The following is a 14,124-nucleotide window of genomic DNA, read 5'->3' on the forward strand; positions in this document are numbered from 1 at the left end:
ATTGTTTACCAAGGAGTTTTCCGTTTCGACTGCGCCGGAAGTGGGGCGAATTATAGACATCCAGAATCTGCCGTCAATGCCTTTCTTCATATTTCTGTCATATAAGTCAGAAAAGCCCCAAAAACGCAAAAGCCGGCCCCAAGGGCCGGCTTTTGCCTCAAGCGTTACAAGCTAGGGAAAGCAAACTGCGACGCTTCATGGCTGGCCCGTTGCGGCCAACGCTGGGTAATCGCCTTGCGACGGGTATAGAAACGCACGCCATCCGGCCCATACGCATGCAAGTCACCAAACAGCGAGCGCTTCCAGCCACCAAAGCTGTGATACGCCACCGGCACCGGCAACGGAACGTTAACCCCGACCATGCCCACTTCAATCTCGTCACAGAACAAACGCGCCGCTTCACCATCACGGGTGAAGATACACGTACCGTTGCCGTACTCGTGGTCGTTGATCAGTTGCATCGCCGCTTCCAGGCTATCGACCCGCACCACGCACAGCACTGGCCCAAAGATCTCTTCTTTGTAGATACGCATCTCAGGCGTCACATGATCAAACAGGCTGCCCCCCAGGAAGAACCCCTCTTCGTGACCGGCAACGCTCAGACCGCGACCATCAACCACCAACTTGGCACCCGAAGAAACTCCGTCTTCTATATAGCCACTGACCTTATCCCGCGCCTGCCCCGTCACCAACGGCCCCATATCCAGGCCGCAGGAGGTGCCCGCACCGATCTTCAGCGCCTTGACCTGCGGCACCAACTTGGCGATCAACGCATCCGCGACCTGGTCGCCCACGCACACGGCCACCGAGATTGCCATGCAACGCTCACCGCATGAACCATACGCCGCGCCCATCAACGCGCTGACAGCGTTATCCAGATCCGCATCCGGCATCAATACCGCGTGGTTCTTCGCCCCACCCAGCGCCTGCACGCGTTTACCGCGCTTGGTCGCCTCGGCATAGATGTACTCGGCAATCGGCGTCGAGCCCACAAAACTCAGCGCCTTCACTTCCGGCGCTTCGATCAGCGCATCCACTGCGCCCTTGTCACCGTGCACCACGCTCAGCACACCTTTGGGCAAACCGGCTTCCTGCAACAGTTGTGCGATCAACAGCGTCGAGCTCGGATCACGCTCCGACGGCTTGAGGATAAAACAGTTACCGCAAACAATCGCCAGCGGATACATCCACAACGGCACCATTGCCGGGAAGTTGAACGGAGTAATACCCGCTACCACGCCCAACGGCTGGAAATCCGACCAGGCATCAATATTCGGTCCTACGTTACGGCTGTATTCGCCCTTCAGAATCTCCGGCGCGGAACAGGCGTATTCAACGTTCTCGATACCACGCTTCAATTCACCGGCAGCATCTTCCAGCGTCTTGCCATGCTCTTCGCTGATCAACTGCGAGATGCGCGCTTCGTTCTGCTCCAGCAATTGCTTGAAACGAAACATCACCTGGGCGCGCTTGGCCGGTGGGGTATTACGCCAGGCCGGGAACGCCGCCTTGGCCGAGTCGATCGCCTGCTGAATGGTTTCACGACTGGCCAACGGCACCTGGTGGATCACTTGGCCGGTCGACGGGTTGTAGACGTCGGCACTACGACCGCTGTCATTGACCAATTCACCGTTGATCAAATGCTGGATAAGGCTCATGCAGGGCTCCTGAAAAATTGTTCTATATAGAAGGAGAAATCAGTCGATCTTGTTCAGCACTTCACCGACCGCATCGAACAGGCGATCCAGGTCCTGCGGTTTGCTGTTGAAAGTTGGCCCGAACTGCAGGGTGTCACCGCCAAAACGTACGTAGAAACCGGCTTTCCACAAGGCCATGCCGGCCTCGAATGGACGCACGATCGCATCACCGTCACGCGGGGCAATCTGAATCGCACCGGCCAGACCGTAGTTGCGGATGTCGATCACGTTCTTGCTGCCCTTCAACCCGTGCAGCGCATTCTCAAAGTGTGGAGCGACTTCGGCTACGCTCTGCACCAGATTCTCCTTCTGCAGCAGGTCCAAAGCCGCCAGGCCTGCAGCACATGCAACCGGGTGCGCCGAGTACGTATAGCCGTGTGGGAATTCCACCGCATACTCCGGCGTCGCCTGGTTCATGAACGTCTGATAAATCTCGCTGCTGGCAATCACCGCACCCATTGGGATGGCACCGTTGGTGACTTGCTTGGCGATGCACATCAGGTCTGGCGTCACACCAAAGCTGTCGGCGCCAAACATCGAACCAGTACGACCGAAACCGGTGATCACTTCGTCGAACACCAGCAGGATATTGTGCTGATCGCAAATTTCACGCAGACGCTTGAGGTAACCCTGCGGTGGCACCAGTACGCCAGCAGAGCCGGCCATCGGCTCGACAAACACCGCGGCGATGTTCGACGCGTCGTGCAGTTCGATCAGCTTGAGCAACTCATCGGCCAAGGCGATGCCGCCCTGCTCCGGCATGCCACGGGAGAACGCATTGCTCGCCAACAGGGTGTGCGGCAGATGGTCAACATCCATCATCGCCTGACCAAAAATCTTACGGTTGCCGTTCACGCCGCCCAAGCTGGTACCGGCAATGTTCACACCGTGATAACCACGGGCACGGCCGATCATCTTGGTCTTGGTCGACTGCCCCTTCAGGCGCCAATAGGCACGCACCATCTTCACCGCGGTATCGGCGCACTCGGAGCCGGAGTCGGTGAAGAACACGTGGTTCAAGTTACCTGGAGTCAGGTCGGTAATCTTTTCCGCCAACTGGAAGGACAACGGATGACCATATTGGAAGCCCGGTGAGTAGTCCAAAGTCCCCAGTTGCTTGGCCACCGCTTCCTGGATTTCCTTGCGCGTATGCCCGGCGCCGCACGTCCACAAACCCGACAACGAGTCGTAGACCTTGCGCCCCTTGTCATCGATCAACCAGCTACCTTCCGCGCCCACGATCAAACGCGGGTCACGCTGAAAGTTACGGTTGGCGGTGTAAGGCATCCAGTGCGCGTCCAACTTCAGTTGGCTGGCCAGGGACGATGGGGCGTTTTCGGGCATGTTCATCAGCAAAACCTCGCAGGGCAAAAGGCAGCGTCGGGATTGAAAAGCGTTGTTGCAGCTAAATTGCCACGGCGATAAAGTCGGTGAAATTCAACTCTTCTAACCTTCAGTCAGGCCTTCACTAAACTATGAGCAGCCGTCGACCCGATCCCCTCGCCCAAGTCAGCGACTTCGATATACGCTTGTTGCGCATCTTTCGCAGCGTGGTCGAATGCGGCGGCTTCTCGGCAGCGGAAACCGTGCTCGGCATCGGCCGCTCCGCCATCAGCCAGCAAATGAGCGACCTGGAGCAGCGCCTCGGACTGCGACTCTGCCAGCGCGGCCGCGCTGGTTTCTCCCTGACCGAAGAAGGCCGCGAGGTCTACCAGTCCGCGTTGCAACTGTTGAGCGCCCTGGAAAGCTTCCGCACAGAGGTCAACGGCCTGCACCAGCATCTGCGCGGCGAGTTGATCATTGGCCTCACCGACAACCTCGTCACCCTGCCCCACATGCGCATCACCCACGCCCTCGCGCAGTTGAAGGAACGTGGCCCGGACGTGCAGATCCAGATCCGCATGATCGCCCCCAACGAAGTCGAGCAAGGCGTACTCGACGGCCGCCTGCACGTCGGCGTGGTGCCCCAGGCCAGCGCCCTCTCTGGATTGGAATACCAGCCGCTGTACAGCGAGCGCTCGCTGCTCTACTGCGCAGTCGGCCACCCGCTGTTCTACGCCGACGACAAGCAGTTGGACGACGCACGTATCGATAGCCAGGACGCCATCGCCCCCACTTTCCGCCTGCCCGCCGACATCCAGGCCCACTATCAGGCGCTCAACTGCACCGCCAGCGCCTCGGACCGCGAAGGCATGGCGTTCCTGATCCTCACCGGCCGCTACATCGGCTACCTGCCCGACCATTACGCCAGTTTATGGGTGCAACAAGGCCGACTGCGCGCGCTGAAACCGGCTACACGTTTTTACGATTTGAGCCTGGCATCGGTCACACGCAAGGGGCGTCGCCCTCATTTGGTGCTGGAAAGCTTCCTGGAAAGCCTGGCCGCCACCCGTTAATTCGGGCGCAAGCGAAAAGCTGAGCAGTTGGACAGCTTTTTGCAAGAACCCAAGGACATAGACCTTGAGTTTGCCCGCCATGCCACCAGAATCCTCCAGCAGCAGCGACCTGATCTACGGCCTCAACGACCGCCCGAAACCCGCCCCGGCCCTGCTCGCCGCACTGCAACATGTACTGGCCGCGTTCGTCGGCATCATCACCCCGCCGCTGATCATCGGCTCCACCCTGGGCCTTACCGCGCATTTGCCCTACCTGATCAGCATGGCGTTGATGGTCTCCGGCGTCGGCACCTTCATCCAGGCACGTAGGCCTTATGGCATCGGCGCCGGCATGATTTGCCTGCAGGGCACCAGCTTTGCGTTTCTCGGCGCGGTGTTGTCGGCGGGTTTCCTGGTCAAGCAACGCGGCGGTAGCCCGGAAGACATCATGGCAATGATCTTTGGCGTGTGCTTTTTTGGCGCCGTGGTGCAGATCGTGCTGAGTCGCTTCATCGGTCAACTGCGCCGGGTTATCACACCGTTGGTGACGGGGATTGTCATTACCCTGATCGGCATCAGCCTGATCAAGGTCGGTATTACCGACTTGGGCGGTGGCTTCAATGCCCCCGACTTCGGCGCCCCCATCAATCTGGCACTGGGCGTGTTCGTCGTATTGACGATCATCCTGCTCAACCGCTCGAACACCCCATGGGTGCGCCTCTCGGCCATCATCATCGGCCTGGCGCTGGGCAGCCTCGCGGCCTGGTTCAGCGGCAAGCTGGTGCCCCAAACCTTGCCCGACCTGCCCCTGGTCAGCCTGCCGATCCCATTCCGCTACGGTTTCAACTTCGACTGGAGCGCTTTCCTGCCCATCGCGCTGATTTATCTGATCAGCAGCATCGAAACCGTCGGCGACCTCACCGCCAACTGCATGATCGCGCGCCAGCCCATCAGCGGCCCTTCTTATATAAGCCGACTCAAGGGCGGCGTACTCGGTGACGGCGTCAGCTGCATGATCGCCGCCACCTTCAGCGCCTTCCCCAACACCACGTTTGCCCAGAACAACGGCGTGATCCAACTCACCGGCGTGGCCAGCCGTTACGTCGGCTTATACATCGGCGTGCTGTTGTTTTGCCTCGGCCTGTTTCCGTTGATTGGCGCGGTACTCCAGCAAATCCCCAAACCGGTGTTGGGCGGCGCAACCCTGGTGATGTTCGGCAGCGTGGCCGCCGCAGGGGTGCGCATCCTCGCCCAGGCGCCATTGGATCGGCGCAGCATGTTGATCATCGCCACCTCGTTCGGCGTCGGCCTGGGCATCGCCGCCCAACCGAACCTGCTGCACCTGATGCCGACGCTGGTGCAGAGCCTGTTCGACTCGGCGATCACCAGCGGCGGCTTGACCGCCATCGTGCTGTGCCTGCTATTACCGGAAGCCAAGGCCACCGGGAATGCCGCAAACCACGCGTTGGAAAGCGACACGGTGGAATCGCTCTGACGGTTTTATTGCATCAGGACTTGTCTGAGGCTTGAGGGTGGGTTATCTGTGCACACGTCGTCTCTATCGATCTGCACGGAAACCTCCATGAGCCTCGAAGTTCCTGCCCACAGCAACCCCACCGGAAAACCCGCCAGCCGCATTCGGCAAAAGAACGAACAAGCGATTCTCCAGGCTGCTGAAGACGAATTCGCGCGCCATGGCTACAAAGGCACCAGCATGAACACCATTGCTGCCAGTGCCGGGCTGCCCAAGGCCAACTTGCACTACTACTTCACCAACAAGCTGGGCCTCTATATCGCGGTGCTCAGCAATATCCTCGAACTGTGGGACAGCACCTTCAACACGCTGACCGCCGAGGACGACCCCGCGGTAGCCCTGGCTCGCTACATCCGCACCAAGATGGAGTTTTCGCGACGCCAGCCCCAGGCCTCGCGGATCTTCGCCATGGAGATCATCAGTGGCGGCGAATGCCTCACCGAATATTTCAGCCAGGACTACCGCGCCTGGTTCAGTGGCCGGGCCGCCGTGTTCCAGGCCTGGATCGATGCGGGCAAGATGGACCCTGTCGACCCCGTACACCTGATCTTCCTGCTGTGGGGCAGCACCCAACACTATGCCGACTTCGCCACCCAGATCTGCCGCGTCACCGGTCGCACCAAGCTGACCAAGCAGGATATGGAAGACGCCGGCACCAACCTGATCCACATCATTCTCAAGGGCTGCGGCGTCAAGCCGGCCCTATAAACGAAGCGACTTATGCCTTTCACGCTCACCGGCCTTTGCGAGTTTCACGAAGAAATCCGCAAAAGCCGCTTTATCACCCTCGCCGCCCCGATCACCAGCCCGCAGGACGCCCAGGCGTTTTTCGCGCAACACAGCGACTTGAACGCCACGCACAACTGCTGGGCCTGGAAATTGGCTGATCAATACCGCAGCAACGACGATGGCGAACCCGGCGGCACCGCCGGGCGGCCGATCCTGGCGGCCATCGAGGCGCAAGGTTTCGGTCAAGTCGCGGTGCTGGTGATCCGCTGGTACGGCGGCATCCAGCTCGGTACCGGCGGCCTCGCCCGTGCTTATGGCGGCGGTGCGAACAAATGCCTGCAGAACGCCGAGCGCATCGAACTGATCAGCCGCGTCCCGCTGAGTTGCGCTTGCAGCTTCTCCGAGTTGAACCTGGTGAAACTGCGTGTCGCCGACCTGGGCGGGCTGGTGGTGGAAGAAACCTTCACTGCCAACGGCGTCGAACTACAACTCGCTGTCGGCCAAGCGCATATCGACACCCTGCAAATTCAACTCGCCGACCTCAGCCGCGGGCGTATCCTGCTACAACGCTGAACTCCCTGAACCGCGACTCCAAAGGAAGCTTTTCATGTCTACGCCAAAAACCGCACTGATCATCGGCGCCTCCCGCGGGCTGGGCCTTGGCCTGGTCAAGCAACTGCTCCAGGACGGCTGGGACGTGACCGCCACCGTGCGTGACCCGAGCAAGGCCGACGCCCTCAAAGCGCTCGGCCCGGTGCAGATCGAGAAACTCGACATGGACGATCAGCAAGCCGTGATCGCCCTGAGCCAGCGCCTCAAGGCGCGCACCTTTGACCTGCTGTTCGTCAACGCCGGCGTCAAAGGCCCCGCCAACCAGGAGCCTGGCCACGCCACCCTGGCGGAAGTCGGCCAACTGTTCTTCACCAATGCCGTGGCACCGATCAACCTGGCCCAGCGCTTTGTCGGGCAGATCCGCAAAGACAGCGGCGTGCTGGCCTTCATGAGTTCGGTGCTGGGCAGCGTGACCATCCCCGACGGCTCCGACCTGGCGCTGTACAAGGCCAGCAAGGCCGCACTCAACTCCATGACCAACAGCTTCGTCACCCAACTGGGCGATCACAAACTCACCGTACTGTCGCTGCACCCAGGCTGGGTGAGGACCGACATGGGCGGCGAAAACGCCCACATCGATGTCGACACCAGCGTGCGTGGCCTGGTGGATCAGGTAAATGCCTACACCGGCAAGGGCGGCCATCACTTCATCGACTACAAAGGCGACACCATCGCCTGGTAACTCCCACCTCAATCTCGTCCACTTTCCTACATGTGGACGAGATCTTTAACTACACGTAATCTAGCCCCTCGCCTTCACCGGCGACCCTGGATCAGCAGACAGGGCAACACTGAGCTGGCAAACCTGAACCCATCATTCAGAGGAGCCGGCCAATGCCTGCGACCCGTATCTGGTTAAAAAACCCCCTCGCGATTTTCACTGCCAACGGCCTCGACGCCCGTGGCGGCCTCGTGCTGCAAGACGGTGTGATCAGCGAAGTGCTGGCCCTGGGCCAAACACCTGCCCAGCCCTGCGCACAAACCTTCGATGCCCGCGAACATGTGATCCTGCCGGGCCTGATCAACACCCACCACCACTTCTACCAAACCCTGACCCGCGCCTGGGCGCCAGTGGTCAACCAGCCATTGTTCCCGTGGCTGAAAACCCTGTACCCGGTCTGGGCACGCCTCACCCCGGAAAAACTCGCCCTAGCCACCAAAGTCGCGCTGGCCGAACTGCTGCTCTCGGGCTGCACCACGGCGGCCGACCACCACTACCTGTTCCCCGACGGCCTGGAAAACGCCATCGACGTGCAAGTGCAGAGCGTGCGCGAACTGGGCATGCGCGCCATGCTCACCCGCGGTTCCATGAGCCTGGGCGAAGCCGATGGCGGCCTGCCACCGCAACAAACCGTGCAACAAGGCCAGGTGATCCTCGACGACAGCCAGCGCCTGATCCGCGCCTACCACGAGCGTGACGAAGGCGCGCAGGTCCAGATCGCCCTGGCGCCGTGCTCGCCGTTCTCCGTCACGCCAGAAATCATGCGCGCCAGCGCCGAATTGGCTGACAGTCTCGACGTACGCCTACACACACACTTGGCGGAAACCCTCGACGAAGAAGATTTTTGCCTACAGCGCTTCGGCCTGCGCACCGTGGACTACCTCGACAGCGTCGGCTGGCTTGGCCCGCGCACCTGGCTGGCCCACGGCATTCACTTCAACCCGGATGAAATCGAACGCCTCGGCGCGGCCGGCACCGGCATCTGCCATTGCCCAAGCTCGAATATGCGTTTGGCCTCGGGCATCTGCCCGACCCTCGACCTGCTCGCCGCTGGCGCGCCCATCGGTCTTGGCGTGGACGGTTCAGCCTCCAACGATGCGTCAAACATGATCCTTGAAGCGCGCCAGGCCCTGTACATCCAGCGCTTGCGCTACGGCGCGGAAAAGATCACCCCCGAAGGCGTGCTGGGCTGGGCGACCAAAGGTTCTGCGCAGTTGCTGGGGCGCACGGATATTGGTGAATTGGCTGTGGGAAAACAGGCCGACCTCGCGCTGTTCAAACTGGATGAACTGCGCTTCTCCGGTAGTCACGACCCGATCTCGGCACTGCTGTTGTGCGGCGCCGACCGGGCGGACCGGGTGATGGTGGCGGGTAAGTGGCGGGTGATTGATGGCCAAGTGGAAGGCCTGGACTTGAAAGGTTTGATCGCCGATCACAGCCAAGCGGCTCGAGCACTGATCGCCGGAACCTAAGTCATACACAAATCAAAATGTGGGAGCGGGCTTGCCCGCGAAGACGGCGGGTCAGTCAATGCATGTGCTGACTGATACACCGCTTTCGCGGGCAAGCCCGCTCCCACAGCTGATTGGCGGCGGCTATAGACCCAGTAACGACAACATAATGAAGGTCGCAAACAACACAAAATGCGTCATCCCCTCAATGGCATTGGTTTCCCCGTCATTGAGGTTGATCGCACTGACAATCAACGTGATCAACACCATCACCGTCTGCACTGGCGTCATCGCCATCTGGAACGGCTGGCCAGTGTAGAGCGCCATCGCCTCCATCACCGGCACCGTCAGGATCACCGTCGACAACGAGGCCCCCAACGCAATATTGACCACCGACTGCATGCGGTTGGCCAGCGCCGCACGCAACGCCGTCAGAATCTCCGGCGCCGCCGAAATCGCCGCCACCACGATTGCCGTGATCACCGGCGGTGCGCCCGTGCCCTCCAGGCCCAGGTCGAGGGTCTTGGACATCACCTCGGCCAACGCGCCAATCACAATCACGCCAAACACCAACGTACCGATAGAAAACGCCAGATTGATCGAATGCGCTTCTTCTGACGGCTTCTTACCGCGTTTCTCCGGGTAGCTGTAGCTGAAGAAATAACTGTGCGGCCCCACCTGCATGCGCAGGAACAGGGTGTAGAGCACCACCATCGCGCCGATGGTGAATGCCGAGTAAATTTTCCAGTCGGCCTCTGGGATAAATTCCGGCACCACCATCGACACACCCATGGCCGTCAGAATCATCACGCTGTAGCTGCGCGCCGAATCGTCGTTGTAGGACTGTTCACCATGCTTGATGCCGCCCATCAGCGCCGCCAGGCCGAGGATGCCGTTGATGTCGAGCATCACCGCCGAATAAATCGTGTCGCGCACCAAGGTCGGCGAAGGCTCGTTACTCATCATGATCGCCAGGATCACCACTTCCACCAGCACGGCGGCCAGCGTCAGGATCATGGTGCCGTAGGGGTCACCGACTTTTTCCGCGAGCTGCTCGGCGTGATGGGCCACGCGCATCGAGGCGATCACGATGAACACGATCAGCACCACCCCGCCAAGCAGTGCCACGCCCTGCCCGCTGTTGAGCATCCAGTGTTCCAGGGGGTATGCGGCGATGGCGGCAAGCAGCGCCAGCAGCATGAATTTTTCTTGCTTGAGGGATGTGAGCATTCCGGGCCTTATCAAACAGCGAATCAGTCATTGATGGAGTACAGACTACGGCAGGCTGCTAACGTTTCGTTACACCTTAGTTCACGCGGCCCTTGCGCGAATCCAACGAAAACGATCCTGCTGGTCAGGTTTTACCGATTATTTCAGCCATGCCCTGTAGAATGCCGCCATTGCACCTGATGAGAATTTAGAAAATGTACGATTGGCTCAACGCCCTGCCCAAGGCTGAACTGCACCTGCACCTGGAGGGTTCGCTGGAGCCTGAGCTGCTGTTCGCCCTGGCCGAGCGCAACAAGATTGCGCTGCCGTGGAACGATGTCGAAACCTTGCGCAAGGCTTACGCGTTCAACAACCTGCAAGAGTTTCTCGACCTGTACTACAAGGGTGCCGATGTGCTGCGCACCTCCCAGGATTTCTACGACCTGACCTGGGCCTATCTGCTGCGCTGCAAAGCGCAGAACGTGATCCACACCGAACCGTTCTTCGACCCGCAGACCCACACCGACCGTGGCATCCCGTTTGAAGTAGTGCTCAACGGTATCGCCGCTGCACTCAAAGATGGCGAGCAGCAACTGGGCATCACCAGCGGCTTGATCCTCAGTTTCCTGCGCCACCTGAGCGAAGCCGAAGCCGAGAAAACCCTGGACCAGGCCCTGCCATTCCGTGACGCGTTCGTGGCCGTGGGCCTGGACAGCTCGGAAATGGGCCACCCGCCGAGCAAGTTCCAGCGCGTGTTCGACCGTGCCCGTCACGAAGGCTTCCTCACCGTGGCCCACGCCGGCGAAGAAGGCCCGCCCGAGTACATCTGGGAAGCCATCGACCTGCTGAAAATCCAGCGCATCGACCATGGTGTACGCGCCATCGAAGACGAGCGTTTGATACAGCGCATCATCGACGAGCAGATCCCGCTGACCGTGTGCCCGCTGTCCAACACCAAGCTCTGCGTGTTCGATGACATGTCCCAGCACAACATCCTCGACATGCTCGAACGCGGCGTGAAGGTCACCGTGAACTCGGATGACCCGGCGTACTTCGGCGGTTATGTCACCGAGAACTTCCACGCGCTGCACACCGCACTGGGCATGACCCAGGACCAGGCCAAACGCCTGGCGCAGAACAGCCTGGATGCACGCTTGGTCAAGCCATAACCCGCACTCACTGGATGAGTGCAGGCTAAATGTGGGAGCGGGCTTGCTCGCGAAAGCGGTGGATCAGTCCATATAGCACTGACTGAAAGACCGCCTTCGCGAGCAAGCCCGCTCCCACATTAGAGGTGTATCGTCGATCAGATTTCGCTCAGCTCTTCCAGCGTCTTGCCCTTCGTCTCCATCCCAAACACCCACACCACCAGCGCCGCCACCGCAAAACACAGCGCGCCCAGGGCAAACACCCCACCCTGCCCGGTCATCGGAAATACCAACCCGGTCACCAACGGCCCCAGCAACGAACCAACCCGGCCGATCGCCGAGGCAAACCCGGACCCGGTCGCACGCGCCGAGGTGGGATAGAGTTCAGGCGTATAGGTGTACAACACCGCCCACATGCCAAACAGAAAGAACTGCATCAACAAGCCCGAGGTGATCAGCAAGCCCACATTGCCGCCAAACACCGCGCTTTGCCCATACACAAACGCCATCACCCCGCCACCGAGCAGCGTCACCACACACACCGGTTTACGTCCCCAGCGCTCCACCAGCCAGGCCGCCATCAGGAAACCGGGAATCCCGCCCAGGGAAATGATCACCGTGTAATACACCGACTGCGTCACCGCAAAACCCGACTGCTGCAACAGCGCACTCAACCACGACGTCAGCCCGTAGAAGCCGAGCAGGGCAAAAAACCACACGCTCCAGATCATCATCGTGCGTTGGCGATACTGCACCGACCACAGTTGCTGGAACGCCGAGAAAAATGTTCCCGGCGTGCTCTCCCCCCGTGGCAAGCGAATCGGCTCCGGCAACTGCGCGCCGCCCAGGGCGTTGCGCACTTTCTGCTCGATGCCCTGCAACACTTTGTCCGCCGCGTCATGCCGCCCGGCCTGTTCCAGCCAGCGCGGCGACTCAGGGATAAAAAACCGGATCGCCAGCACAAACACCGCCGGCACCGCCAACACCAGGAAAATGTCGCGCCAGCCGATCACCGGCAGCAAGAAGTACGACAGCACACCCGCAGCCACAAAACCCAACGGCCAGAAGCCATCCATCAAGGCGATGTAACGCCCGCGCCGCTTGGCTGGAATCAACTCCGACAGCATCGACTGCGCAATGGGAAACTCCATGCCCATGCCGATGCCCAGCAAGATGCGAAACAGCGTCAGCGTCTCTACCGTCTGCGCGGTGGAACACAGGTAACTGGCGATGCCCCATAACACGATGCTCCACTGGAACACCGGCTTGCGCCCGAAGCGGTCGGCGAGCATCCCGGACAACGATGCGCCCACCACCATGCCGAAAAAACTCGAACTGGCCAGCAATCCGGCCTGGGCCGTACTCAGCCCGAACTCGGTTTTGATCGAGCCCAACAGGAAGGTCATCATCGCCAGGTCCATGGAGTCGAAGAAAAACGCCAGGGCGATGATGATGAAAATGACTCGGTGGTAGCCGCTGATGGGCAACCGTTCCAACCGTTCCGCTGCGCTGTAGCCTCTCATACCCATGCCGCACCCCCAGTGTAAAAGTCCTCTCGGCGAGTGTGCGGCATGCTTTTTCCAGATTATTGCTGGATGCGACCTGATTGAAACTCTGAACGACGCCCGTATGGCCAAGGTTGCCGGGGCATAGGTATCTGCACAACTTTTGGCGACCGCAAACACTATGACAACCGTGTTGTAGTGAGCGGGCTAGCCCCGCGCCAGGTGGCGAAGCCGACCCAAACGGGACGCCGCCGTGTATCAGTGAGACCGCGGCGCCTGGATTTGGGGCGGCTTCGCCACCCGGCGCGGGGCTAGCCCGCTCACTACAGGGATGAGGTTCACGGTTTAGAGATTCTCGGGCGCAGCCAAACGATTGATTTCCACCAGCCCGCTGTCGTTGACCTGCAAGGCGTGTGAGTCTTTGATCAGGCTGACCCAGTTCGATTGCAGAAACAGTTGCAGCAAGCCCGCGCCCAACGCACCGCCCAGATGCGGTTGCTGCTGGCTCCAGTCGAAACAATCACACACCACGGGCAATGCCAGCGCCTGGGTAAAAATCCCCAGGTCTGCCAAATGCCGAGCGCCCTTGAGGGTCACGCCCAGACGCTGCTCATGCCGCGCAATCCAACCGGCCGCCAACATCCGTTGATACAACCCTGCCGCCAGTTCGCCGCCGAGGTGGCCGTGGCACATCCTGGCGTGACGCAGCGGCGATGGCACCACCAACGGCGGCGGTGGCGCACCCGGGCGACTGCGTGCGGCGCTGGCCATGGTGGTACTGGCCAAGGCATCGATGGCTGCACTGACATCCGGTGCCGCCACACGAAACAAGCGCTGGCCACGACGGGTCTCGACCCGCAGCAAGCCGCCACCTGTCAATCGCGCCAAATGCGCAATGGCCGAGGCCGGTGACAGCCCTGCATGCGCCGCCAGATCCTGCGACGACTTGGCCGAGCCGTCCATCAAGGCCCAGAGCATCGCCGTGCGCTTGGGCTCGGCGAGCAAGCTGGCAACTTGACTGATGCAAGGTGCTTCTTCCATGGTTTCACTCCCTGTTAAATCATTTTTCTGCTGTGGTTGGCGCCAAAGTATAGGGGCGCAAGCAACCCGTTCCGCGCCGTCCGACAGCGCGGATAAGGACAG

The 14,124-nt window shown here is 60.5% G+C and carries 12 protein-coding genes; 7 read left to right on the forward strand and 5 right to left on the reverse strand.

Going from position 1 to position 14,124, the window contains the following annotated elements; translation table 11 throughout:
* Positions 1-164: 164 nt before the first annotated feature.
* Both OPU96_RS21035 and aptA read right to left on the reverse strand, forming a co-directional pair.
* The gene (locus tag OPU96_RS21035) at positions 165-1,658 is read right to left on the reverse strand and encodes a CoA-acylating methylmalonate-semialdehyde dehydrogenase (protein WP_192300141.1); all 1,494 of its coding nucleotides are present in this window, start codon (positions 1,656-1,658) and stop codon (positions 165-167) included.
* A 39-nt stretch (positions 1,659-1,697) separates the two neighbouring features.
* Complete coding sequence (aptA, locus tag OPU96_RS21040) at positions 1,698-3,047, reverse strand: omega-aminotransferase AptA (RefSeq protein WP_192300142.1); 1,350 nt, start codon at positions 3,045-3,047, stop codon at positions 1,698-1,700.
* Positions 3,048-3,172: 125 nt separating this feature from the next.
* On the opposite strand from aptA, the gene OPU96_RS21045 reads away from it, so the two are divergent.
* From OPU96_RS21045 to OPU96_RS21070, 6 genes are all read left to right on the forward strand, one after another.
* Positions 3,173-4,093: a LysR family transcriptional regulator gene (locus tag OPU96_RS21045; protein ID WP_192300143.1), complete on the forward strand. Its 921-nt coding sequence runs from the start codon at positions 3,173-3,175 to the stop codon at positions 4,091-4,093.
* A gap of 79 nt (positions 4,094-4,172) precedes the next feature.
* The gene (locus OPU96_RS21050; protein WP_498559645.1) at positions 4,173-5,567 is read left to right on the forward strand and encodes a uracil-xanthine permease family protein; all 1,395 of its coding nucleotides are present in this window, start codon (positions 4,173-4,175) and stop codon (positions 5,565-5,567) included.
* Between the two features lie 87 nt (positions 5,568-5,654).
* Entirely contained in the window at positions 5,655-6,314 is a 660-nt protein-coding gene (locus OPU96_RS21055; RefSeq protein WP_192300145.1) for a TetR/AcrR family transcriptional regulator, read from the forward strand.
* A 12-nt stretch (positions 6,315-6,326) separates the two neighbouring features.
* Positions 6,327-6,908 carry an IMPACT family protein gene (locus OPU96_RS21060; protein ID WP_498559620.1) on the forward strand — a complete coding sequence of 194 codons (582 nt, stop codon included), beginning with the start codon at positions 6,327-6,329 and terminating at the stop codon, positions 6,906-6,908.
* 34 nt (positions 6,909-6,942) lie between these two features.
* Entirely contained in the window at positions 6,943-7,629 is a 687-nt protein-coding gene (locus OPU96_RS21065) for an SDR family oxidoreductase (protein ID WP_498559621.1), read from the forward strand.
* A gap of 152 nt (positions 7,630-7,781) precedes the next feature.
* Positions 7,782-9,140, forward strand: coding sequence for an 8-oxoguanine deaminase (locus OPU96_RS21070; RefSeq protein ID WP_226455700.1), 1,359 nt, complete (start codon positions 7,782-7,784; stop codon positions 9,138-9,140).
* 123 nt (positions 9,141-9,263) lie between these two features.
* Here OPU96_RS21070 and OPU96_RS21075 read toward each other — a convergent pair whose 3' ends face one another.
* Positions 9,264-10,349, reverse strand: coding sequence for a calcium:cation antiporter (locus OPU96_RS21075; protein WP_192300149.1), 1,086 nt, complete (start codon positions 10,347-10,349; stop codon positions 9,264-9,266).
* A gap of 194 nt (positions 10,350-10,543) precedes the next feature.
* On the opposite strand from OPU96_RS21075, the gene OPU96_RS21080 reads away from it, so the two are divergent.
* A complete protein-coding gene (locus OPU96_RS21080) occupies positions 10,544-11,497 on the forward strand; it encodes an adenosine deaminase (protein ID WP_305392014.1) in 954 nt (317 codons plus the stop codon).
* 137 nt (positions 11,498-11,634) lie between these two features.
* Here the strand turns inward: OPU96_RS21080 and OPU96_RS21085 are convergent, their stop codons facing one another.
* Together OPU96_RS21085 and OPU96_RS21090 are read right to left on the reverse strand one after the other, a co-directional pair.
* The gene (locus OPU96_RS21085; protein WP_305392013.1) at positions 11,635-13,005 is read right to left on the reverse strand and encodes an MFS transporter; all 1,371 of its coding nucleotides are present in this window, start codon (positions 13,003-13,005) and stop codon (positions 11,635-11,637) included.
* Positions 13,006-13,326: 321 nt separating this feature from the next.
* The gene (locus OPU96_RS21090) at positions 13,327-14,022 is read right to left on the reverse strand and encodes an ArsR/SmtB family transcription factor (protein ID WP_226455698.1); all 696 of its coding nucleotides are present in this window, start codon (positions 14,020-14,022) and stop codon (positions 13,327-13,329) included.
* Between the last annotated feature and the right edge of the window lie 102 nt (positions 14,023-14,124).

Source organism: Pseudomonas sp. RP-B7, assembly GCF_059803535.1.